This window comes from Simplicispira sp. GW247-4R2A (assembly GCF_059424465.1).
This window is the reverse complement of sequence record NZ_JBWKZM010000030.1, coordinates 18272-38298: the sequence shown is the minus strand read 5'-3', so window position 1 is coordinate 38298 and position 20027 is coordinate 18272. Positions and strand designations below refer to the sequence as shown.

17 protein-coding genes are annotated in these 20027 nt (G+C 65.6%); 9 read left to right on the top strand and 8 right to left on the bottom strand.

Features of this window, described 5'->3' with window-relative positions:
* From AC07ZH_RS17255 to AC07ZH_RS17230, 6 genes are all read right to left on the bottom strand, one after another.
* Complete coding sequence (locus AC07ZH_RS17255; protein ID WP_495200706.1) at positions 1-1791, bottom strand: acyl-CoA dehydrogenase; 1791 nt, start codon at positions 1789-1791, stop codon at positions 1-3.
* Between the two features lie 75 nt (positions 1792-1866).
* Entirely contained in the window at positions 1867-2799 is a 933-nt protein-coding gene (locus AC07ZH_RS17250; RefSeq protein ID WP_119107448.1) for an electron transfer flavoprotein subunit alpha/FixB family protein, read from the bottom strand.
* A gap of 66 nt (positions 2800-2865) precedes the next feature.
* Positions 2866-3615, bottom strand: coding sequence for an electron transfer flavoprotein subunit beta/FixA family protein (locus tag AC07ZH_RS17245; protein ID WP_495200705.1), 750 nt, complete (start codon positions 3613-3615; stop codon positions 2866-2868).
* 121 nt (positions 3616-3736) lie between these two features.
* Positions 3737-5089, bottom strand: coding sequence for a mechanosensitive ion channel family protein (locus AC07ZH_RS17240; protein WP_495200704.1), 1353 nt, complete (start codon positions 5087-5089; stop codon positions 3737-3739).
* Positions 5089-5874 carry an enoyl-CoA hydratase gene (locus AC07ZH_RS17235; RefSeq protein ID WP_495200703.1) on the bottom strand — a complete coding sequence of 262 codons (786 nt, stop codon included), beginning with the start codon at positions 5872-5874 and terminating at the stop codon, positions 5089-5091. Before AC07ZH_RS17235 ends, AC07ZH_RS17240 begins: the two co-directional genes overlap by 1 nt.
* A gap of 168 nt (positions 5875-6042) precedes the next feature.
* The gene (locus tag AC07ZH_RS17230) at positions 6043-6996 is read right to left on the bottom strand and encodes a histone deacetylase family protein (RefSeq protein WP_495200702.1); all 954 of its coding nucleotides are present in this window, start codon (positions 6994-6996) and stop codon (positions 6043-6045) included.
* A 52-nt stretch (positions 6997-7048) separates the two neighbouring features.
* On the opposite strand from AC07ZH_RS17230, the gene AC07ZH_RS17225 reads away from it, so the two are divergent.
* From AC07ZH_RS17225 to AC07ZH_RS17195, 7 genes are all read left to right on the top strand, one after another.
* Positions 7049-7969 (top strand): AAA family ATPase, encoded by a 921-nt coding sequence (locus AC07ZH_RS17225; RefSeq protein ID WP_495200701.1) that lies wholly within the window; start codon positions 7049-7051, stop codon positions 7967-7969.
* A 77-nt stretch (positions 7970-8046) separates the two neighbouring features.
* Positions 8047-9000, top strand: a complete 954-nt coding sequence (locus tag AC07ZH_RS17220; RefSeq protein WP_495200718.1) for a DUF58 domain-containing protein — start codon at positions 8047-8049, stop codon at positions 8998-9000.
* Positions 9001-9256: 256 nt separating this feature from the next.
* Positions 9257-11281, top strand: coding sequence for a transglutaminase TgpA family protein (locus AC07ZH_RS17215; protein ID WP_495200700.1), 2025 nt, complete (start codon positions 9257-9259; stop codon positions 11279-11281).
* Positions 11282-11286: 5 nt separating this feature from the next.
* Positions 11287-12390 (top strand): lytic murein transglycosylase B, encoded by a 1104-nt coding sequence (mltB, locus tag AC07ZH_RS17210; RefSeq protein ID WP_495200699.1) that lies wholly within the window; start codon positions 11287-11289, stop codon positions 12388-12390.
* Positions 12391-12431: 41 nt separating this feature from the next.
* Positions 12432-14018, top strand: a complete 1587-nt coding sequence (locus AC07ZH_RS17205) for a wax ester/triacylglycerol synthase family O-acyltransferase (protein ID WP_495200698.1) — start codon at positions 12432-12434, stop codon at positions 14016-14018.
* Positions 14019-14027: 9 nt separating this feature from the next.
* Positions 14028-14888: an esterase/lipase family protein gene (locus AC07ZH_RS17200; RefSeq protein ID WP_495200697.1), complete on the top strand. Its 861-nt coding sequence runs from the start codon at positions 14028-14030 to the stop codon at positions 14886-14888.
* A 179-nt stretch (positions 14889-15067) separates the two neighbouring features.
* Positions 15068-15961: an alpha/beta fold hydrolase gene (locus AC07ZH_RS17195; RefSeq protein WP_495200696.1), complete on the top strand. Its 894-nt coding sequence runs from the start codon at positions 15068-15070 to the stop codon at positions 15959-15961.
* A 10-nt stretch (positions 15962-15971) separates the two neighbouring features.
* Here the strand turns inward: AC07ZH_RS17195 and AC07ZH_RS17190 are convergent, their stop codons facing one another.
* Positions 15972-17060 carry a PA0069 family radical SAM protein gene (locus AC07ZH_RS17190; protein ID WP_495200695.1) on the bottom strand — a complete coding sequence of 363 codons (1089 nt, stop codon included), beginning with the start codon at positions 17058-17060 and terminating at the stop codon, positions 15972-15974.
* A gap of 141 nt (positions 17061-17201) precedes the next feature.
* Between AC07ZH_RS17190 and AC07ZH_RS17185 the strand changes: the two genes are divergently transcribed.
* Together AC07ZH_RS17185 and AC07ZH_RS17180 are read left to right on the top strand one after the other, a co-directional pair.
* On the top strand, positions 17202-18173 hold the full coding sequence (locus AC07ZH_RS17185) for an ABC transporter ATP-binding protein (protein ID WP_495200694.1): 972 nt from the start codon (positions 17202-17204) through the stop codon (positions 18171-18173).
* Positions 18170-18940 carry an ABC transporter permease gene (locus tag AC07ZH_RS17180; protein WP_495200693.1) on the top strand — a complete coding sequence of 257 codons (771 nt, stop codon included), beginning with the start codon at positions 18170-18172 and terminating at the stop codon, positions 18938-18940. The genes AC07ZH_RS17185 and AC07ZH_RS17180 overlap by 4 nt, the downstream gene beginning before the upstream one ends.
* 29 nt (positions 18941-18969) lie before the next feature.
* Here the strand turns inward: AC07ZH_RS17180 and AC07ZH_RS17175 are convergent, their stop codons facing one another.
* Positions 18970-19851: a LysR family transcriptional regulator gene (locus AC07ZH_RS17175; RefSeq protein WP_495200692.1), complete on the bottom strand. Its 882-nt coding sequence runs from the start codon at positions 19849-19851 to the stop codon at positions 18970-18972.
* Between the last annotated feature and the right edge of the window lie 176 nt (positions 19852-20027).

The following is a 20027-nucleotide window of genomic DNA, read 5'->3' as shown; positions in this document are numbered from 1 at the left end:
TCAGAACGCGTCCAGTGCAAGCGCGTTCACGCTGTCCGCTCCGGTCACGGTGGCGTCGCGCATTCCAGGGATGGCGCTCAGCACATGGTCGGCATAGAACTGCGCGGTCACTATCTTGGCCTGCATGAAGGCGCTGTCCTGTCCCTTGTGCAACAGCGCATCGGCCACGAGCAGCGAGCGCGCCAGTTGCCAACCCGCCACCAACCGGCCCGCCAGCAGCAGATACGGCACGCTGCCAGCGAAGACCGCGTTGGGGGACGACTTGGTATTTTTGACGACGAAATCGACCACGTCGAGGTAGGCCAGGCGCGCGGCCTCAAGGCGCACCGCCACGGTTTGCGCGGCGGCACTGCTGCTGGCGTGCAGTTCCTGTTCGGTCTTGGCGATCTGCGCGGCGATGGCGTGGGCCACGGCCCCACCATCGCGCGCCGTCTTGCGGCCCACCAGGTCGTTGGCCTGGATGGCGGTCGTGCCTTCGTAGATGGTGAGAATGCGCGCATCGCGGTAGTACTGCGTCGCGCCGGTTTCCTCGATGAAACCCATGCCGCCATGCACCTGCACGCCCAGGCTGGCCACCTCGATACCCATCTCGGTGCTGTAGCCCTTGACCAGCGGCACCATGAATTCGTAGAAAGCAGCGTTGTCCTTGCGCACCTGCGCATCGGCATGGTGGTGCGCGGCGTCGTAGGCAGCCGCCGCCACGGTGGCCATGGCGCGGCAGCCCTCGGTGTGGGCGCGCATGGTCATCAGCATGCGGCGCACGTCTGGGTGGTGAATGATGGTGGCGCTCTCCTTCATGCTGCCATCCACCGGCCGGCTCTGCACGCGGTCGCGCGCATAAGCCACGGCCTTCTGGTAGGCGCGTTCGGCAATCGCAATGCCCTGCATGCCGACGGCGTAGCGCGCGGCGTTCATCATGATGAACATGTATTCCAGGCCACGGTTTTCCTCGCCCACCAGATACCCGATAGCGCCTCCATGGTCGCCAAACTGCAGCACGGCGGTGGGGCTGGCCTTGATGCCCAGCTTGTGCTCGATGCTGACGCAGTGCGCGTCGTTGCGCGCGCCCAGCGTGCCATCGGCGTTGACCAAAAACTTGGGCACCACGAACAGGCTGATGCCCTTGACGCCTTCGGGCGCGCCCTGCACGCGGGCCAACACCAGATGGACGATGTTCTCGGCCATATCGTGGTCACCATAGGTGATGAAAATCTTGGTGCCGAAAACCTTGTAGGTGCCGTCGCCCTGCGGCTCGGCACGCGTACGCACCAATGCCAGGTCAGACCCCGCCTGTGGCTCGGTGAGGTTCATGGTGCCGGTCCATTCGCCGGTCACCAGCTTTTCGAGGTAGGTCGTCTTGAGCGCGTCGCTGCCCGCAGTCAGCAAGGCCTCAATGGCACCATCAGTCAGCAGCGGGCACAGCGCAAAGCTCATGTTGGCGCTGTTGATCATTTCGATGCAGGCCGCGCCAATCGTCTTGGGCAGGCCCTGGCCGCCAAAGTCTTGCGGGTGCTGCAGGCCCTGCCAACCGCCTTCGGCGTACTGGCGGAACGCCGCCTTGAAGCCCGGTGTGGTCTGTACCGCGCCGTCTTTGAACGCTGAAGGGTTCTGGTCGCCCTCCCAGTTGAGCGGCGCCAGCACGCCTTCGGCCAGTTTGGCGCACTCTTCGAGCACCGCCTGGGCGGTGTCCAGGCCTGCATCCTCAAAACCGGGCAGCTGCGCCACCTGTTCAATGTGAGCCAGGTGCTCGATGTCGAAAAGCATGTCCTTGAGCGGGGCGGTGTAACTCATGCGGTCTCCGGGAGGCGTCAAAATTGTGAAAAAAAAGGCACCGCCAGCGATGCCTTTTGGGTCGGCAAAGCGCGTTTACAGCGCCTTGACCAGCTCGGGAATGGCGGTGAACAGATCGGCTTCCAGGCCATAGTCGGCCACGCTGAAAATCGGCGCTTCGGCGTCCTTGTTGATCGCGACGATCACCTTGGAATCCTTCATACCGGCCAGGTGCTGGATGGCCCCCGAGATGCCTGCGGCAATGTAGAGCTGCGGCGCGACGATCTTGCCGGTCTGGCCCACCTGCAAATCGTTGGGTGCGTAGCCCGCATCCACTGCAGCGCGGCTGGCACCAATGGCGGCGCCCAGCTTGTCGGCCAGGGGCGTCATCACTTCGTCGAACTTTTCCTTGCTGCCCAGCGCCCGGCCACCCGAGACGATGATCTTGGCGGCCGTCAGGTCGGGGCGGTCGTTCTTGGAGATTTCGCTGCCCACAAAGCTGCTCTTGCCGGCATCTGCCGCAGCGTCGATTTTTTCGACGCTGGCGCTGCCACCGGTAGCGGCTGCGGCATCAAAGCCTGTCGTGCGCACCGTGATGACTTTGGTTGCGTCGGCACTTTGCACCGTGGCAATGGCATTGCCGGCATAGATGGGGCGCTCGAAGGTGTCCGGGCTGTCCACCTTGCTGATTTCACTGATTTGCGCAACGTCGAGCTTGGCAGCCACGCGCGGCGCGACGTTCTTGCCACTGGCGGTAGCGGCAAACAGAATATGGCTGTAGTTACCGGCGACGGCAAGCACTTGCGCGGCGACGTTTTCGGCCAGGCCGTGCTCCAAACCGGCGGCGTCCGCGTGCAGCACCTTGCTGACGCCGGCGATCTTGGCGGCGGCTTCGGCGGCGGCGCCGGCATTGTGGCCGGCCACCAGGACGTGAACCTCACCGCCGCATTGCGCAGCGGCGGTGACGGTGTTGAGCGTTGCGCCCTTGAGGCTCGTGTTGTCGTGTTCTGCAATGACGAGTGCGGTCATGAATTCCCCTTGATCGGTTGGGGACAGCGCGTGCGGCTACGCCGCTTTCGTCTGTCCCGCAAAGTTTCAGATTACTTTGGCTTCGTTCTTGAGCTTGTCGACCAAGGTGGCCACGTCAGGCACCTTGATGCCGGCGCCGCGCTTGGGCGGCTCGCTGACCTTGAGCGTCTTGAGGCGCGGCTTCACGTCGACGCCAAGGTCCTCGGGCTTGAGGTTCTCCAGCGGCTTCTTCTTGGCCTTCATGATGTTGGGCAGCGTGACGTAGCGCGGCTCGTTCAGGCGCAGGTCGGTGGTGACCACCGCCGGCAGCGTGAGCGACAGCGTTTCGGCGCCGCCGTCGATTTCGCGCGTCACGCTGACCTTGTCGGCGGAAAGTTCCACCTTGCTGGCGAACGTGGCCTGTGGCAGGTCGCACAGAGCAGCGAGCATCTGACCCACTTGGTTGGCATCGTCGTCAATGGCCTGCTTGCCCAGAATGATGAGCTGGGGCTGCTCTTTGTCGACCAGCGCCTTGAGCAGCTTGGCGACGGCCAGAGGCTGCAATTCTTCGTTCGTTTCGACCAGGATGGCACGGTCGGCGCCGATGGCCATGGCGGTGCGCAAGGTTTCCTGGCACTGGGCCACGCCACAAGAAACCGCAATCACTTCGGTGACGAGGCCCTTTTCCTTCAGACGCACAGCCTCCTCGACGGCGATTTCGTCAAAGGGGTTCATGCTCATCTTGACGTTGGCAATGTCCACACCGCTGTTGTCCGACTTCACACGGACTTTCACGTTGTAGTCCACCACGCGCTTGACAGGGACCAAGACCTTCATTGCTGCGGCTCCTAGAGTTGGTTGAATTGACGTTACGTAAACTGGAGCATTCTATGACGGGCGCCATGCACAACTGGAAAAAAGGCGGCACCAGAAAAAAAGAACGATCGTGCTTTTTAAATTATAGGGCACTTGCAGAGGCCTGTGCCGAGTCGGGTGGAACATTCGGAACAGTCGCCCCGCCGGCCGCCTGTGCGTCAGCGCCCAAACCCTGGATGTGCACCACCCGCTGCGGGAAGGGAATGTCGATGCCATGCGCGCGCAGCGCCCGCAAAATGGCGAGGTTGATGTCCGAGCGCAGCGACAGCGTGCCGTTTTCGGGGTCCACGATCCAGAAGCCCAGCGTGAACTCCAGCCCATCGGCGCCAAAAGCCGAGAGCGCAGCCGAAGGGCCAGGATCCTTGAGCACACGCGGGCTGGCAAAAGCCGCCTCGCACAGCAAGCGCATGACCAGATCGACGTCGCTCTCGTAGCCCACACTCACCACCGTGGACTGCCAGACGCGCGGATCCGCCAGCGAGAGGTTCTCGACGCGCTGCGAAATCAGCATCTCGTTGGGCACGATGGATTCGCGCCCGCCTGGTGACCGGATCACGGTGTAGCGCCCGGTGATGTCGGTAATGCGCCCTTCGAAACCATCAACCCGCACGTTGTCGCCAATGCGCACGCTGCGCTCGGCGAGGATGACGAAGCCGCTGACGTAATTGGCGGCGAGCTTTTGCAGGCCCAGGCCAATGCCAACGCCCACGGCGCCACCCAGAACCGAAAGCGCCGTCAGGTCAATGCCGGCCGCCGAGAGCGCAAACATCAGCCCGACGAAGAGCAGCAGCGCCCGAATGGCGTTGCTCAGCGCCTTGCGCAGCGAAAGCCCGCTGCCAGTGGCCGAGCGCAGCAGCCAGGCTTCGAGCACGGAAGACACCCACAGCGCTGCCAGTAACACGATGCCAGCCGTGATGGCGCCTTCAAGCACCGTCCGCACCGACATCTCCGAGCTGCCCATCTTCCAGCGAATGCGGTCCAGTGCGTCGAGGACCCGCGGCAGCACCCCCGTCACCCAGAGCACCATGGCCCCCCAGGCCAGCCAGGAAATGGTGCGTTCGATATCGCCCAGCCAATGGGCTTGCGGAAACGCCGCGTGCAGCACCTTGGCGCCCGTGCGAATCACCGCCAGTGACATCAGCGCCGGTATCACCAGGCGAAACACCGCCAGGGGAATGTGGTCATCCAGCAGATTGCGGGCCACGTAGCCAAAGACCAGCAGCACCAGGGGAAACAGCGCCCCGTCAAGCAGCTTCCGTCCAAACAGGATGGAATCGGGGTTGCGTTGCCCGCTCAAACGGCGCAGCAGCGCCACAAACAGCCAGGCCAGCACCAGCGACGCCAGCGCAGCGCCCAATTCGACCAGCACCGTGGGCTGGGTCAGTGCAACCAGCTTGCGGCCCAGTTCATCGAGCAGCGGGCCTTTTTCGGTCATCAGGCTTTCCAGTCCGGTTTGCGTTTTTCAGCAAAGGCGCGTGCGCCTTCCTGGGCAGCTTCGTCCATCATGTTCACGGCCATGGTCTGGCCGGCGATCTGGTAGGCGGCTTCGAGGCCCAACTCACGCTGGCGGTACACCAAGGCCTTGCCCATGGTGACGGCAGCACGGGGCTTCTCGACAATGGACTGCACCAGGCGCTCGACCTCGGCGTCCAGCGCGTCAAGGGGCACCACGCGGTTGACCAGGCCTTCGCGCAGCGCCGTCTGCGCGTCAATAAAGTCGCCCGTGAGCAGCATTTCCATGGCGCGCTTGGCCGGCACGTTGCGCACCAGCGGCACGCTGGGCGTGGCGCAGAACAGGCCGTAGTGGATGCCGCTGGTGGCAAACGTGGCACCCTCGGCCGCCACGGCCAGATCGCATTGGGCGACCAGTTGGCAGCCCGCTGCCGTGGCCATGCCGTGCACCCGCGCAATCACTGGCACCGGGAGCTGATGGAGGGACAGCATCATGCGGCTACACTGGGTAAAGAGCTGCTGGTACCAGGCCAGATCGGGGTGCGCCGCCATGTCCTTGAGGTTGTGGCCGGCGCAAAAGGCCTTGCCGGCACCTGCCAGCACCACCACCCGCACCGTGTCATCGCCTGCCAGGCCATTGAGCGCCTCTTGCAGAGCGGCGAGCATCTCAGAGCCCAGCGCATTGAAGCGTGCCGGATCGTTGAGGGTCAGCGTGACGACGCCACGCGCGTCCTTGGTGACTTGCAGCAAATTGACAGACTCCGACATCTACTTGCTCCTTTATGTGCCGCGTAAACCGCAGCCTTCAAAACCAGCACAGCGCCCACCAGCGACCGCCGCGCAAGGGCCGCCCCGCCGCGCTGGCGGTGTCCCCCCTTCCGCGTTGCGCAGCAATGCAAGAGAAGGGGGAAGCGGCGCAGCCGCTCAGGGGGTTGTTCACAAATCCGCAAGCACACGCAGATGCGCTTCGACGCTCAAGGCCAGCGCGCGCATCACGTAGCCGCCTTCCAGGCACGAGACGATACGGCCGTTGCAAAAACGGCGCGCCACATCCTTGATGCGCTGGGTAATCCAGGCGTAGTCCTGCTCGGTCAGGCCCATCTGGCCCATGTCGTCGTCGCGGTGGGCGTCGAAGCCGGCGCTGATGAAAATCATCTCGGGCTTGAAGGCTTCCAGCCGCGGAATCCACATGATCTCGATGAGCTCGCGTACTTCCATGCCCTTGGTATAGGCCGGCACGGGCACATTGACCATGTTGGCCGCTGGCGACTGGTCTCCGGTGTAGGGGTAGAACGGGTGCTGGAAGAAACTCACCATCAGCGCGCGCTCGTCCCCCGCGAGGATGTTCTCGGTCCCGTTGCCGTGGTGCACGTCGAAATCGACCACGGCCACGCGCTTGAGCTGGTGGCGCTCCAGCGCATACTTGGCCGCTATCGCCACGTTGTTGAAAAAGCAGAACCCCATGGCCTTGTCGCGGCAGGCATGGTGGCCCGGCGGGCGTATGGCGCAAAAGGCGTTTTCCAGCTCTCCCGCTATCACCGCATCGGTAGCGGCCATGGCCGCGCCGGCGGAGCGCAGCGCGGCCTTCCAGGTGTGCACGTTGATGGAAGTGTCGGGGTCCATCTGGGTGTGCGAGGGGCCGCCCGCGTCCATTTCCTCGCGCAGCCAGTCGGTCAGGCCGCGCAGCGAGGCGATATGCAGGCGCGTGTGGGCCAGCTCGATGTCGGCCAGGGCGGCTTCCGGCGCTTCGAAATGCACCAGCGCATCGGACACCCCGGTGATCAAGAGCCGGTCTTCGATGGCATCGAGCCGCTCGGGGCATTCGGGATGGCCAGGGCCCATCTCGTGCTTTTTGCAATCACGGTGGGTGAAATAACCCGTCTTGCCCATACTTTTGTCTCCCCGCTCGAGTCTGCTGCGGTTTTTCGGATAACGTCACGGGATGCAAGCGCAGCCCAAAATTCAGTCGATTCTTGATCAGCTTAACACGGTGATTGTGGGCAAAACGGCCCGCGTACAAGACTGCGTGGCCTGCCTGCTCGCCGGCGGCCACCTGCTCATCGAAGACGTGCCCGGCGTCGGCAAAACCACGCTGGCGCACGCGCTGGCCCACACCTTCGGCCTGCAGTTTTCACGCGTGCAGTTCACCGCCGACCTGATGCCCAGCGACCTGCTCGGCGTCTCGGTCTACGAGCGCGAGCGCGAGGGCTTTGTTTTTCACCCCGGCCCGGTGTTCACCCAGGTGCTGCTGGCCGACGAGATCAACCGCGCCAGCCCCCGCACGCAGAGTGCGCTGCTCGAAGCCATGGAGGAAAAGCAGGTCAGCGTCGAAGGCGAAACCCGCGCCCTGCCCCAGCCCTTCTTCGTCATCGCGACGCAGAACCCGCACGACCAGATCGGCACTTACCTGCTGCCGGAGTCGCAGCTTGACCGCTTTTTGATGCGCATCTCGCTCGGCTACCCCGACCGCGCGGCCGAGCGCCTGCTGCTGGCGGGCGAGGACCGGCGCGAGATGGCGAGCAGCATGCTGCCGCTGCTGTCGGGCGAAGACCTGGCCGCGCTGCAGCGCCAGGTGCAGGCGGTGCATGTGTCCGAGCCGCTGCTGGCCTATGTGCAGGATTTGATCGCTGCCACGCGCTCGGGCCGCTGGTTCCTGCAGGGCCTCTCGCCGCGCGCCGGCATTGCCCTGGTGCGCGCGGCCAAGGCGCAGGCCTTGATCTGCGGACGCGACTACGTGGCGCCCGACGACGTGCAGGCCATCCTGCCGCAAACCATTGCGCACCGCCTGGTGCCCGTGGGCGATGCGGGCCGGGGCGCCATCGAGCAGGTGCGCGCCATGGTGGAAGCAATTCCCCTCCCCTGAAAAGGCGCTTGTCCGTGCCAGATCTGGCTACTGCTCGCACCCCCCTCCACCTGGCCGCGCGCCTGAACCCGGCGGCCATGGTGCGGCGGCGCTTTCGCGCCTGGTGGATGGCGCGCCTGCCGCGCACCGACACCACCTTGCTGACGCAGCGCAACGTCTACATCCTGCCCACGGGGGCGGGCTGGATGCTAGCGCTGACGCTGCTGGTACTGCTGGTGGCGTCCATCAACTTCCAGCTCAACCTCGGCTATTTGCTCACCTTTCTGCTGGCCGGCAGCGCCGTGGCCGGCATGCATGTCTGCCACGCCACGCTGCGCGGCTTGTCCTTGCACCTCAAAACGCCCACACCGCACTTTGCCGGCGACAGCGCGGCGCTGGAGGTGCAGCTCAGCAGCGACCGACGCACACCGCGTATGGCCATCGCACTGGCGGTGCAAGGCAGCGGCCAGTGGGCCTGGACGGATGTGCCGGCCCAGGGCACGGCCGTGGTGCAGGTGGCGTTCGCACCGACCCGGCGCGGCCTGCACGATGTGCCGGCGCTGACCGCCGAGACACGTTTTCCGCTCGGTACCTTTCGGGTCTGGACCGTGTGGCGGCCGGCTGCGCAGGTGCTGGTCTACCCCGCGCCCGAGCCGCACGCTCCGGCACTGCCCGCAGGGGAGCGCGTGGGAGGCGATGCGCCGAGTGCGCAGATGGCTGGCAGCGGCGAATTCGATGGCGTGCGCGCCTACCGCCGCGGTGACCCGCAAAAGCTTGTCGTCTGGAAGAAAGCCGCGCAGGCCATGGCCAGCGGCAGTGACGCGCTGGTCAGCCGCGACACCCAGCAAAGCCAGCGCAGCGAACTCTGGCTGGAGCCCGGCCGCACCGGCCTGACTGACCCGGAAGCACGCATTGCCCGGCTCACTGCCTGGGTGCTGCAGGCCGACCGGCTGGGCCTGCGCTATGGCCTGCGCCTTGCGGGCACCACCATCGCGCAGGGCACCGGCGCGGCGCAGCGCCTGCGCTGCCTGGAGGCACTGGCGCTGTGCTGATATCCGGCGTAAAAATATGGGGCAAATTGGCCTCTAGGGAGCCTCTGCACGAATCGTCGCGCCGTGTGCATCTGCGGCCTCGGGCGATCTGCAGCGTTGCAAATCCTCGCGATAGCTACGGCTATCGCTGCGGTTTGCGCCTTGCAGCTCATCCCGATCCGCAGCGCCCACTTGCCACGCGATTCGTGCAGAGGCTCCCTAGCGCTTTGTCCATAAGCGCTAACAGCTCTCTATTTGATAGAGAAGTGGCGCCAACATGAACCTGCGCACCAAGCTTGTGAACCTGCCGCGCGAAGCGCGCGACACGCTGTTCCTGCTGGCCGTGATCGGCTGCGTGCTGCTGCCGCTGTTCCCGCATTTGCCCATCTGGGCCGGGGTGTTTGCCAGCCTGCTGCTGCTCTGGCGCGCGGGCCTGGCGCTGGGGGCGCGCAAGCTGCCCACCCGATGGCTGCTGTTCGTGCTGCTGGTACTGGCTGTGGGCGCCACTTTGGCGAGTTTTCACACCATCCTCGGGCGCGAGGCGGGTGTCACGCTGATTGCCATGCTGCTGGCGCTCAAGACCTTGGAAGCGCGTGCGCGGCGCGACGCCATGGTGATCTTCTTCCTGGGCTTCTTCACGATGCTCAGCAACTTCTTCTTCTCCCAGTCGCTGCCCACCGCAGCGGCCATGCTGGTGGCCCTCATCGGCCTGCTGACGGCGCTGGTCAATGCGCACATGCCGGTGGGACGCCCGCCGCTGACGCTGGCGCTGCGCTCGGCCGCGCGCATGGCGCTCTTCGGTACGCCGGTGATGGTGGCGCTGTTCATGCTCTTCCCCCGCATGGCGCCGCTCTGGGGACTTCCTGGTGACCAGCTCTCGGGGCGCAGCGGCCTCTCGGGCAGCATGCGGGTGGGCAGCATGGCGGAGATCGCGCTGGACGACAGCGTGGCCCTGCGCGTGCGCTTTGACGGGCCAGCCAGCGCGCTACCACCGCAATCGGCGATGTACTTTCGCGGCCCGGTGCTCTCGGACTTCGACGGTCACGAATGGCAGGCACTGCCGATCCGCGACAGCCAAGCGACCCCCTCACACCTGCAGGTCCAAGGCACGGCGGTGCACTACGAAGCCACGCTGGAGCCCAGCCAGCGTCCCTGGCTGCTGTTGCTGGACGCCTCGCCCGAGGGCCCGCAGGCAGAGGGCCTTCGGGCCTATAGGGCGCGCGATCTTGAGTGGATGGCCGCGCGCCCGATCACCGAGGTGCTGCGCTACCGCGCCACCAGCTACCCGCAGTTCCGCCACGGACCGCTCGCGGCCAGCCACGAATTGCGCTTGCTGACCCAGCTGCCCGCCGGCTTCAACCCGCGCACCAAGGCATTGGCCGAGCAGTTGCGCGCCGACCCAGCGGTGGCCGCAGGCGGTACGCAGGCACTGGTGGACGCCGTGCTCACGCGGCTGCGCACCGGCGGCTACGCGTACACGCTGGAGCCCGGTGTCTACGGCGAGAACACGGCTGACGAATTCTGGTTCGACCGCAAGGCGGGTTTTTGCGAGCACATCGCTTCGTCCTTTGTCATCCTGATGCGGGCGGCCGGCGTGCCGGCGCGCATCGTCACCGGCTACCAGGGTGGCGAGCGCAACCCCATCGACGGCTACTGGACGGTACGCCAAAGCGATGCCCACGCCTGGGCCGAGGTGTGGATCGAAGGCCGCGGCTGGGTGCGCGTGGACCCCACAGGCGCCGTCTCGCCCGGCCGGATTGGCCAGTTGACCCGCCTGCGCGCACCGCGTGGGGCGTTTGGCAGTGCGGTGGACCGCGTCATCAGCCCGGGGATGGCGCAGCAGCTGCGCGCCGTCTGGGAGGCGGCCAACAACCGCTGGAACCAGTGGGTGCTGAATTACACGCAAACCCGCCAGCTCGACATGCTCAAGGCCATGGGCTTCGACGCACCCGACTGGCAGGATCTGGTCAACCTGCTCGCCGGCCTGGTGGTGGCCGCCGCCGTGGGCGGCGCCCTGTGGTCGGCGTGGGAGCGGCTGCAGCACGACCCCTGGCTGCGCCTGCTCGCCCAGGCCCGCCAGCGCCTGGCACGGGCGGGGCTCGACCTCCCCACGCACCTGCCCCCGCGCACCATGGCCGAGGCTGTGCGCGCCCATTTTGGCGCCGCCGGCGAGCCGCTGGCCCAATGGCTGCTGGACCTTGAAACCCAGCGCTACGCAGCGCACGGCGACACCCCCGCGCCAAGCCTGAAACCGTTGCGCCGCCGCTTTGCTACCCTGGCGCTGCCCACGCCTTCTGCCTGATCTGCATGCTCCATTTTCCGAAATTTGCTCTTGTTTTTGTAGCTTGTTGCGCAATACCAGTAAGCGCTACAGCCCAAAAACACCCAAAAAAACGCGCTCCAGTGGCCGCCGAAGCCCAAGCCCCAGCGGAGAGCGTGCTGTACGCCAGCCGCCCCGATGCCATGCAGTTTGCCGACGACCTGGCCGAGCGGCGCGACCTCGATCCGGCCTGGGTACGCGCGGTGATCGGCCGTGCGCGCTTTCTGCCCCAGGTGCCGCGCCTGATGCTGCCGGCGCCGCGCGGTACGGCCAAGAACTGGAGCGCCTACCGTGCGCGCTTTGTCGAGCCGGTGCGCATCCGGGCCGGGGTGCGGTTCTGGAACGAGAACGCCGACGCACTGGCCCAAGCCGAGCAGGAATACGGCGTGCCAGCGGAGATCATCGTCGGCATCCTGGGGGTGGAAACGCTCTACGGCCAGCACATGGGCAAGCTCCGCGTGATCGACGCGCTTGCCACGCTATCCTTTGATTTCCCCAGCGCCCACCCGCGCGCCACCGAACGCCAGCAGTATTTTCGCAGCGAACTCGAGCAGTACCTGAGCCTTATCTACCGCAGCGGCGCCGACCCTTTCGACGCGCGCGGCAGCTATGCCGGCGCCATGGGCCTGGGGCAGTTCATGCCATCGAGCTGGGCGCGCTGGGCGGTGGACTTTGACCGCGACGGCCACATCGACCTGTTTGGCAGCCCCGCCGATGCCATTGGCTCCGTGGCCAATTATTTTGCTGCCCATGGCTGGACTGCAGGGCTGCCCACCCATTTCCCGGTGCACCTGGACGCTGCGCGGCTGGACCTCGACGCCTTGCTCGCCCCCGACATCCTGCCCACCTTCAGCGTGGCCGCCATGGCCGCCAAGGGTGCCATCGTGGACGGCGCGGGCGCGGCCTATGGCGGCAAGCTGGCGCTGATCGAACTGGAAAACGGCGGCGATGCGCCCACCTTTGTGGCCGGCACCGACAACTTTTACGCCGTTACGCGTTACAACTGGTCGAGCTACTACGCCATGGCCGTTATCGAGCTCGGACAGGCGGTGGCCGCGGCGCGTGGTGGCGAGAGCCTTCGCGGCCAATAATCCCGCGCAGAGAAAACCGCCTAGCCACCAGGAGAACTTCCATGCCGATCAAGCAGCTTTCCGGGCTGGACGCGAGCTTTCTGTTCCTGGAGACACCCGAAATGCCCATGCACGTGGGCGCCATGCATCTGCTCGAACTCCCCAAGGGCTTTCGTGGCCGCTATGTGAACGCACTGCGCCGCCTCTACGCGGAGCGCATGCCGGCCACACCTGCGCTGCGCCGGCGGCTGTGGTGGATGCCCCTCAACCTGGCCAACCCAGCCTGGGTCGATGCAGAGCCTGATCTGCGCTACCACATCGTCGAACACCGACTGCCCAGCCCCCCAAAAGGCGGCCCGCCCCCAGACGCCCGCACGCTGCTGGAGCAAACCGTTTCGCAGTTGCACCCACAACTGCTGGACCGCAGCAAACCGCTGTGGCGCATGCATGTCATCGAAGGCTTGCCACGCAGTGCGCGCGGCTGCAAACAAGTGGGGGTGCTCTCCCAGGTTCACCACGCGGCAGTCGATGGCCAGGCGGCCGTCGCCCTGGGCAACGTGCTGTTCGACACCACGCCAGAACCGCGTGAAATCGAAATACGCCCATCCAGACGCAGCAAAACCTTCCGCATCGGCATGGTCGAAATGCTGCGTGGTGCTCTGGGCAACGAAGCCAGCCAGGTCATGCGCCTGGTGCGCGCACTGCCGGCCACCCTTGGCACAGTGGCTGGAACGGCCAAGGGCGCGCTCAGCCCCAGAAAACTGCTGGGCAAAGGCTCCGGCAATGTCACGCTGGCGCCTGCCACGCCGATGAACGTATCGGTGACCCCGGCGCGGGCCTTTGCCTCGGCCAGCGTGCCGCTCTCGGAACTCAAGACCCTGGGCCAAGCCCACGGCGCCACGCTCAATGATCTGGTGCTCATGCTGTGCGCTGGCGCACTGCGCAGCTACCTGTTGCAACACCAGCAGCTACCGCGCAAGAGCTTGGTGGCGGCGGTACCGATCTCGCTGCGCCCGGCGGGCGATACCCGCTCCGACAACCAGGCCTCGATGAGCCTGATCAGCCTGGGAACGCACCTCGCCGACCCAGGCAAACGCCTGGCGCACATCCGCACGGCGAGCCAGGCGATGAAGACAACCATGGGCCAGATGAAAAGCATCCTGCCCACCGATTTCCCCTCGATCGGCATTCCCTGGCTGATGCAGGCGGCCGCCTCGCTCTACGGCAAGGCCCGGGTGGCGGAGCGCTTGCCACAGGTGGCCAACGTGGTGATCTCCAACGTGCCCGGCCCGCAGGTGCCGATCTACCTGGCTGGCGCGCGCGTGCTGGCCAACTGCCCCACCAGCATCGTCGTGCATGGGCTGGCCCTGAACATCACGGTGCAGAGCTTCGACGCGCACATGGATTTCGGCCTGATGGCCGACGCGGCCGCCCTGCCCGACGTCAAAGCCCTGGCGCTGGCGCTCGATGCGGCGATGGAAGAGCTGCGGGCATTGCCAGTGCCCGCCAAAGCTGCTGCCGCGGTAAAAATTCAGCGCACGCCCAAAAAACCCACGTTCAACCCCAATGCAACACCGACGCGAAAAGTGTCGCGCACGCGACGCACCGCTCGGGTCACCGCCGATGCCAACGGCGCCCCCAATCGCTAGGATGTTTTCATGGTGTCTACGCTCTATGCCCGCATCCGGCCCTGCCGCCCTCGCCCGATTCGCCCGGAAGCCGGCGACGACCCCGCCAGTGCGCTGGCCCTGACGGCCCCCAGCCTGTGGCTGTTGATGCTGGAAGCGCGGGCACCGTGGGAAGCCATGGGCTTGGCCGCCGTTTCGCCCTGGCTGTCGAAAATGCCCTCGGGGGACGGCCACCCGGTGCTGGTACTGCCTGGCCTGGGGGCCTCGGACATCAGCACTCTGGCGCTGCGCCGCTTTCTCAAACGCCAAGGCTACAGCGCCCACCCCTGGAAACAGGGCTTGAACCTCGGTCCGCGCGACGGCGTGCTCGACGGCTGCCGCGAGCGCCTGCGAGCCCTGTGCGCAGAGCACGGCGCCCCGGTCAGCATCGTGGGCTGGAGCCTGGGCGGCATCTACGCCCGCGAACTGGCCAAGGAAATGCCCAAGCAGGTGCGCTGCGTCATCACGCTGGGCACCCCCTTTACCGGCCACCCCAAGGCGACGAATGCCTGGCGCTTCTATCGGCTGGTCAGCCGCCAGCAAGCGCCCGACGAAGAGCTGTTGGCCGAGGTGCGCAAGCCGCCACCGGTGCCCACCACGTCGATCTACAGCAAGACCGATGGCATCGTCGCCTGGCCCTGCAGCATCAACCCGGCGCGCCATGCGCACACCGAGAACATCGAGGTGCACGCCAGCCACATTGGCATGGGCATGAACCCGTTGGCCATGTACGCCATCGCCGACCGCCTGCGCCAGGATCCCGCGCACTGGAAGCGGTTCGACGTGCAGGGCGCGCGCCGCTGGTTCTTCAAAGTCGCGCACCAGCCCGAAGTCGTGGCGCAGTGGTATTGAATTCGGACACCCCCCTGCGTCGCTGCGCTCCCTCCCCCCTCTCTCAAATCGCTGCGCGATTTGGGAGGGGGGACGCCCCCAGCGCGGCGGGGCGGCCCTTGCGCGGGGGCCGCTGGTACAGGGCGTGCCGGTCTCACGCGCCACTGATGGTGCACAGCGCGCGAGGCCGCTGAGCCCCCATGCAAATTCAAGCCAACGGCCTGCGCATTGAGGTGGACGACCAGGGGCCGGAGGACGGGCCTGTCGTGCTGCTCATCATGGGGCTGGGCATGCAGCTCATTGCCTGGCCACAGGCGCTGGTGCAGGCTTTGACCGGGCGCGGCTTTCGCGTCGTGCGTTTCGACAACCGCGACATCGGGCTGAGCCAGGGTTTCGACCAGGCAGGCGTGCCCAATATCGCGGCAGCGGGCCTGCGCCACTGGCTGCACTTGCCGGTGCAGTCTCCGTACAGCCTTGCGGATATGGCGCGCGATGCTTTGGGCGTGCTCGATGCCCTCGGCATTGAGCGTGCCCACGTATGCGGCGCGTCGATGGGCGGGATGATTGCGCAGCATCTTGCCGCCAGCGCACCAGAGCGTGTCGCCAGCCTCACGCTGATGATGACCAGCAGCGGTGCACGCTCGCTGCCCAAGCCGTCTTGGGCCGTGCAACGCAAGCTCCTGTCGCGCCCACAGGGCCCCGGACGCGACGCTGCGGTGGACTGGATCGTCAAGCTGCTGCGCACCATCGGCAGCCCCGGCTACCCGGCAGACCCCACTGCGCTGCGGGCGCTGGCACTGGAATCGGTGCAGCGCGCCTGGCACCCTGCGGGTTCGACGCGCCAACTGCTGGCTATCGTGGCCGACGGCGACCGCACGCCGCTGCTGCCCCGCATCACCGCGCCCACGCACATCGTGCACGGCGCCGACGATCCACTGCTGCCCCCGGCCTGCGCCCGCCAACTGGCGCAGCACATCGCAGGGGCGCAAACCGACTTCATTCCCGGCATGGGCCACGACCTGCCGGGCGCACTGCTGGAGCGCTTGGCAGAGGGTATTTCACAGACTGCCGCACGCGCAGGCGTGAGCGCCTGATGAGACGTCCCTAAAACAACTCCCGCTGGGCCCGCAGCGCCGCAGGCCGAAAAAGCGAGACGTCCGGCGCGCGGCGCTCGCGCTCGTAGCCCAGGCGCTCGCAGGCTTTGTTGAAGCGCTGGCGCAGCAGATCCGCCCATATCCCCTGCCCCTTCATCCGTGTCGCGAAGTCGGCCTGGTAGTCCTTGCCGCCGTGGAGGTCCTGTACGCGCGCCATCACGCGCGCGGCGCGGTCGGGGTAATGCAGATCGAGCCATTGGCGAAACATGGGCGCCAGTTCCCATGGCAGGCGCAGCACCTGGTAGAACGCGCGGCGTGCGCCCGCCTCGTAGGCGGCGGCCAGCACCTGCTCCATGTCGTCGTTGATAAAAGGAATCTGCGGCGACACGCTCACACCCACCGGCACGCCAGCCTCGGCCAGCGTGCGCAGGGTGCGCAGGCGCCGGTACGGCGCAGCGGCGCGCGGCTCAAGAATGCGCGCAAGTTTCGCGTCCAGCGTGGTGATGGTCACGTACACCGCCGCGAGACCCTGCGCACCCATGGGGGCGATCAGATCCAGGTCGCGCTCCACGCCACTGCCCTTGGTGACGATGGAAAACGGGTGCCGGGCGCTGCACAGCACCTCCAGCGCAGCGCGGGTCAACCGCAGTTCGCGCTCCACGGGCTGGTAGGCGTCGGTCACGGTGCCCACGGCAATCATCTCGGGCTGGTAGCGCGGGTGGGCGAGCTCTGCGCGCAACACCTCGGCGAGATTGCGCTTGGCAACCAGACGCGTCTCGAAATCCAGCCCCGGCGAGAGGCCCAGGTAGCTGTGGCTGGGCCGGGCATAGCAATAAATGCAGCCGTGCTCGCAGCCGCGGTACGGGTTGAGCCCCTGGCTGAAGCCGATGTCCGGCGAATCGTTGCGCGTGATGGCGCTGCGCGCGTCCTCAAAACGCACCTGCGTCACGGGCAGCAGCACCTGCGCCCCATTCTGAGCCTCCACCGTGCCCCAGCCGTCATCGAAGGCATCGCGCGCATCGCGCTCGAAACGGTGCGGCTGCCGGTACGCCACGCCACGGCCTTTGAGCGCGTGCAGAGGAATCAGGATGTCAGACATCGCGATACTGTACATATAATCAGTAGTTTCTGCGCGCCATACCAACCCAGGCAACAAGCCGCTGTTCACGTCACAATGTCCGGCCCCATCGCCTTCCTTGCGCGCGCTGCGACGCTGCGCGGCATCTGCACTCCCTGATCCATGTCTTCGACTGCTTCCATCTCTCCGAACGCCTCCGACAGCATCGTCCGTGTTCGCGGCCTCTCCAAAATCTACGCCGGAGGGTTCCAGGCACTGAAAAACGTCAACCTTGACATTCGCCGGGGTGAAATTTTTGCCCTCCTCGGCCCCAACGGGGCCGGCAAGACCACCTTGATCAGTGTGATCTGCGGCATGAGCAACGCCACCACCGGCACGGTCACGGCCGACGGTCACGACACCGTGCGCGACTACCGCGCCGCGCGCGCCGCCATCGGCCTGGTGCCCCAGGAGCTGCAGACGGATGCGTTTGAAACCGTGTGGGCCACGGTGAGCTTCAGCCGTGGGCTGTTTGGCAAGCCCCCCAACCCGGCGCTGATCGAGAGAATCCTCAAAGACCTCTCGCTCTGGGACAAAAAGGACACCAAAATCCTCGCCCTCTCGGGCGGCATGAAGCGCCGCGTGCTGATTGCCAAGGCGCTGTCGCATGAGCCCAGAATCCTGTTCCTCGACGAGCCCAGCGCCGGTGTGGACGTGGAGCTGCGCCACGACATGTGGCGCCTGGTGCGCCAGCTGCGGGACGGCGGCACCACCATCATTTTGACCACGCACTACATCGAAGAGGCCGAAGACATGGCCGACCGCATTGGCGTGATCCGCCAGGGCGAGCTGATCGTGGTGGAAGACAAGGACGTGCTGATGCGCAAGCTGGGCAAAAAGCAGCTCACCCTCACCCTAAGGCAGCCCATGGAGCAGGTGCCTGTAGCGCTGGAGCGCTGGCCGCTGGAGCTGGGCAAAGGCGGCCAGGCGCTGACCTACACCTTCGACTCGCAGCAGGAGGACACCGGCATTGCCGAACTGCTGCGCGCGCTGGCCGCACAAAGCATTGACTTCAAAGACCTGCACTCCAGCGAGAGTTCGCTCGAAGACATCTTCGTCAGCCTGGTCCACGACACGAAAGCACACACCGCATGACCGGTTTGAACACCCATGGCGTGCGCGCCATTTACTTCTTTGAAATGAACCGTGCGTTTCGCACCTGGATGCAAAGCCTGATAGCGCCGGTGCTCTCCACCTCGCTCTATTTCATTGTCTTTGGCTCGGCCATCGGCTCGCGCATGGGCGACATTGGCGGCGTCAGCTACGGCGCCTACATCATCCCTGGCCTCTTGATGCTCTCGCTCCTGTCCGAGAGCATTTCCAACTCGGCCTTTGGCATCTACATGCCCAAATGGTCGGGCACCATCTACGAGCTACTGAGCGCACCGGTCAACTGGGTGGAAGTGCTGCTGGGCTACGTGGGCGCGGCAGCCACCAAGTCCCTGCTGGTGGGGACGCTCATTCTGTCCACAGCGCGGTTTTTCGTTCCCTACGAAGTGGCGCACCCGGTGTGGATGGTCGGTTTCCTGATTCTCACGGCCGTCACCTTCTGCCTCTTCGGCTTCATCATCGGTCTGTGGGCCGACAGCTTTCAGAAGCTGCAGATCATTCCGCTGCTGGTGATTACGCCGCTGACCTTTCTGGGCGGCGCGTTCTACAGCATCAACATGCTGCCGCCGCTGTGGCAGAAAGTGTCGCTGTTCAACCCGGTGGTCTACCTCATCAGCGGCCTGCGCTGGGCGTTTTACGGCCAGGCGGATGTCAACATTGGCGCAAGCGTGGGAATGACGCTCATGTTCATGGCCGCTTGTCTAGCGGTGGTGTGGTGGGTGTTCAAGACGGGGCGCCGCATCCGGCGTTGAGTGCACAGCGTTTGAAGCACCCGGTCACCTCAGTCTTCCATGGTTTGCGGAATAGCATCTCGCATCAGCGCCACGAAACGCAGCAGTCGAGACGGATAGAAGCTTGCGTAGGGGTACGTGAGGTACACAGGGAGCGGCTGTGCGCACCACGCGGGGGCCAAATGCAGAAGACGCCCTTGTGCAAGGTCCTTCGTCAGCATCCAGCGCGAACCAACGGCAACCCCCAATCCGTGTAACGCGGCACTCCGCAACGCATAGAGGCTGTCGGTGCTCATCACCGGACGCAGTGCGATACGCTGCGATGCGCCGCTGTGCTTGTGGGTCAAGGTGATCTCGCGCCGGTAGTAGGTCTTGAGCGACAGCCAAGGGAAGGCTTGCAGGCCATCGGCGTCCTGCGGTATTGCTTGCCCGGCCAACACCGACGGCGCGGCGACCACGATGCGCCGCACTTCGGCAAGCTTGATGGCGACCACTGACGGGTCGGTGGGCTCGCCGACCTGGATGGCGCAATCGACCCCCTCGACGATGAAGTCATGCACTTCATCGCGCAACACCCACTCGACCGAGACACGTGGACAGGCGCGCAAAAACTCGGCCAGCGGCCCGACGTAGTGCTCTTGTCCGAAAGCATGCGGTACCGCCACCCGCAACAAGCCCTCAGGCGTTTCCTGTGCGCCGCGCAAATCGGCTTCGAACGCGGCCCAGTTCGCCAGCAGCTCCTTGGCACGCTCGAAACAGCGTTCGCCTTCAAGTGTCAACCCCATGCCGTGGGTCGAGCGCTGCAGAAGTCTGACGCCAAGCGAACGCTCCAAAGTCTGGAGGCGCCTGCTGATGGTCGGCTGGGTGATCTGCATCTGCGCTGCTGCCGCTGACAGGCTGCCCGATTCCACGATGCGAACAAAAGTGGCCATCAGCTGCAGCCTATCACCAGAGTCGGCCGCGCGTTCAGCAGATACGACGGTCGGTGGGAATGCACTTTTTATCATGCACAAAGCGTATAACAAAAGTACGCTCCAAGGCACTACCCAAGCAGATCTTGTCCAAAGATACTCTGCTCACCCCCTACGAATCGCTCTACTGACCAGGG

Bases quoted from the DNA above. Each gene is read 5' to 3' on its own strand.
- AC07ZH_RS17255 (WP_495200706.1), bottom strand. From the start codon at position 1,791: ATGAGTTACACCGCCCCGCTCAAGGACATGCTTTTCGACATCGAGCAC.
- AC07ZH_RS17250 (WP_119107448.1), bottom strand. From the start codon at position 2,799: ATGACCGCACTCGTCATTGCAGAACACGACAACACGAGCCTCAAGGGC.
- AC07ZH_RS17245 (WP_495200705.1), bottom strand. From the start codon at position 3,615: ATGAAGGTCTTGGTCCCTGTCAAGCGCGTGGTGGACTACAACGTGAAA.
- AC07ZH_RS17240 (WP_495200704.1), bottom strand. From the start codon at position 5,089: ATGACCGAAAAAGGCCCGCTGCTCGATGAACTGGGCCGCAAGCTGGTT.
- AC07ZH_RS17235 (WP_495200703.1), bottom strand. From the start codon at position 5,874: ATGTCGGAGTCTGTCAATTTGCTGCAAGTCACCAAGGACGCGCGTGGC.
- AC07ZH_RS17230 (WP_495200702.1), bottom strand. From the start codon at position 6,996: ATGGGCAAGACGGGTTATTTCACCCACCGTGATTGCAAAAAGCACGAG.
- AC07ZH_RS17225 (WP_495200701.1), top strand. From the start codon at position 7,049: ATGCAAGCGCAGCCCAAAATTCAGTCGATTCTTGATCAGCTTAACACG.
- AC07ZH_RS17220 (WP_495200718.1), top strand. From the start codon at position 8,047: ATGGTGCGGCGGCGCTTTCGCGCCTGGTGGATGGCGCGCCTGCCGCGC.
- AC07ZH_RS17215 (WP_495200700.1), top strand. From the start codon at position 9,257: ATGAACCTGCGCACCAAGCTTGTGAACCTGCCGCGCGAAGCGCGCGAC.
- mltB (WP_495200699.1), top strand. From the start codon at position 11,287: ATGCTCCATTTTCCGAAATTTGCTCTTGTTTTTGTAGCTTGTTGCGCA.
- AC07ZH_RS17205 (WP_495200698.1), top strand. From the start codon at position 12,432: ATGCCGATCAAGCAGCTTTCCGGGCTGGACGCGAGCTTTCTGTTCCTG.
- AC07ZH_RS17200 (WP_495200697.1), top strand. From the start codon at position 14,028: ATGGTGTCTACGCTCTATGCCCGCATCCGGCCCTGCCGCCCTCGCCCG.
- AC07ZH_RS17195 (WP_495200696.1), top strand. From the start codon at position 15,068: ATGCAAATTCAAGCCAACGGCCTGCGCATTGAGGTGGACGACCAGGGG.
- AC07ZH_RS17190 (WP_495200695.1), bottom strand. From the start codon at position 17,060: ATGTCTGACATCCTGATTCCTCTGCACGCGCTCAAAGGCCGTGGCGTG.
- AC07ZH_RS17185 (WP_495200694.1), top strand. From the start codon at position 17,202: ATGTCTTCGACTGCTTCCATCTCTCCGAACGCCTCCGACAGCATCGTC.
- AC07ZH_RS17180 (WP_495200693.1), top strand. From the start codon at position 18,170: ATGACCGGTTTGAACACCCATGGCGTGCGCGCCATTTACTTCTTTGAA.
- AC07ZH_RS17175 (WP_495200692.1), bottom strand. From the start codon at position 19,851: ATGGCCACTTTTGTTCGCATCGTGGAATCGGGCAGCCTGTCAGCGGCA.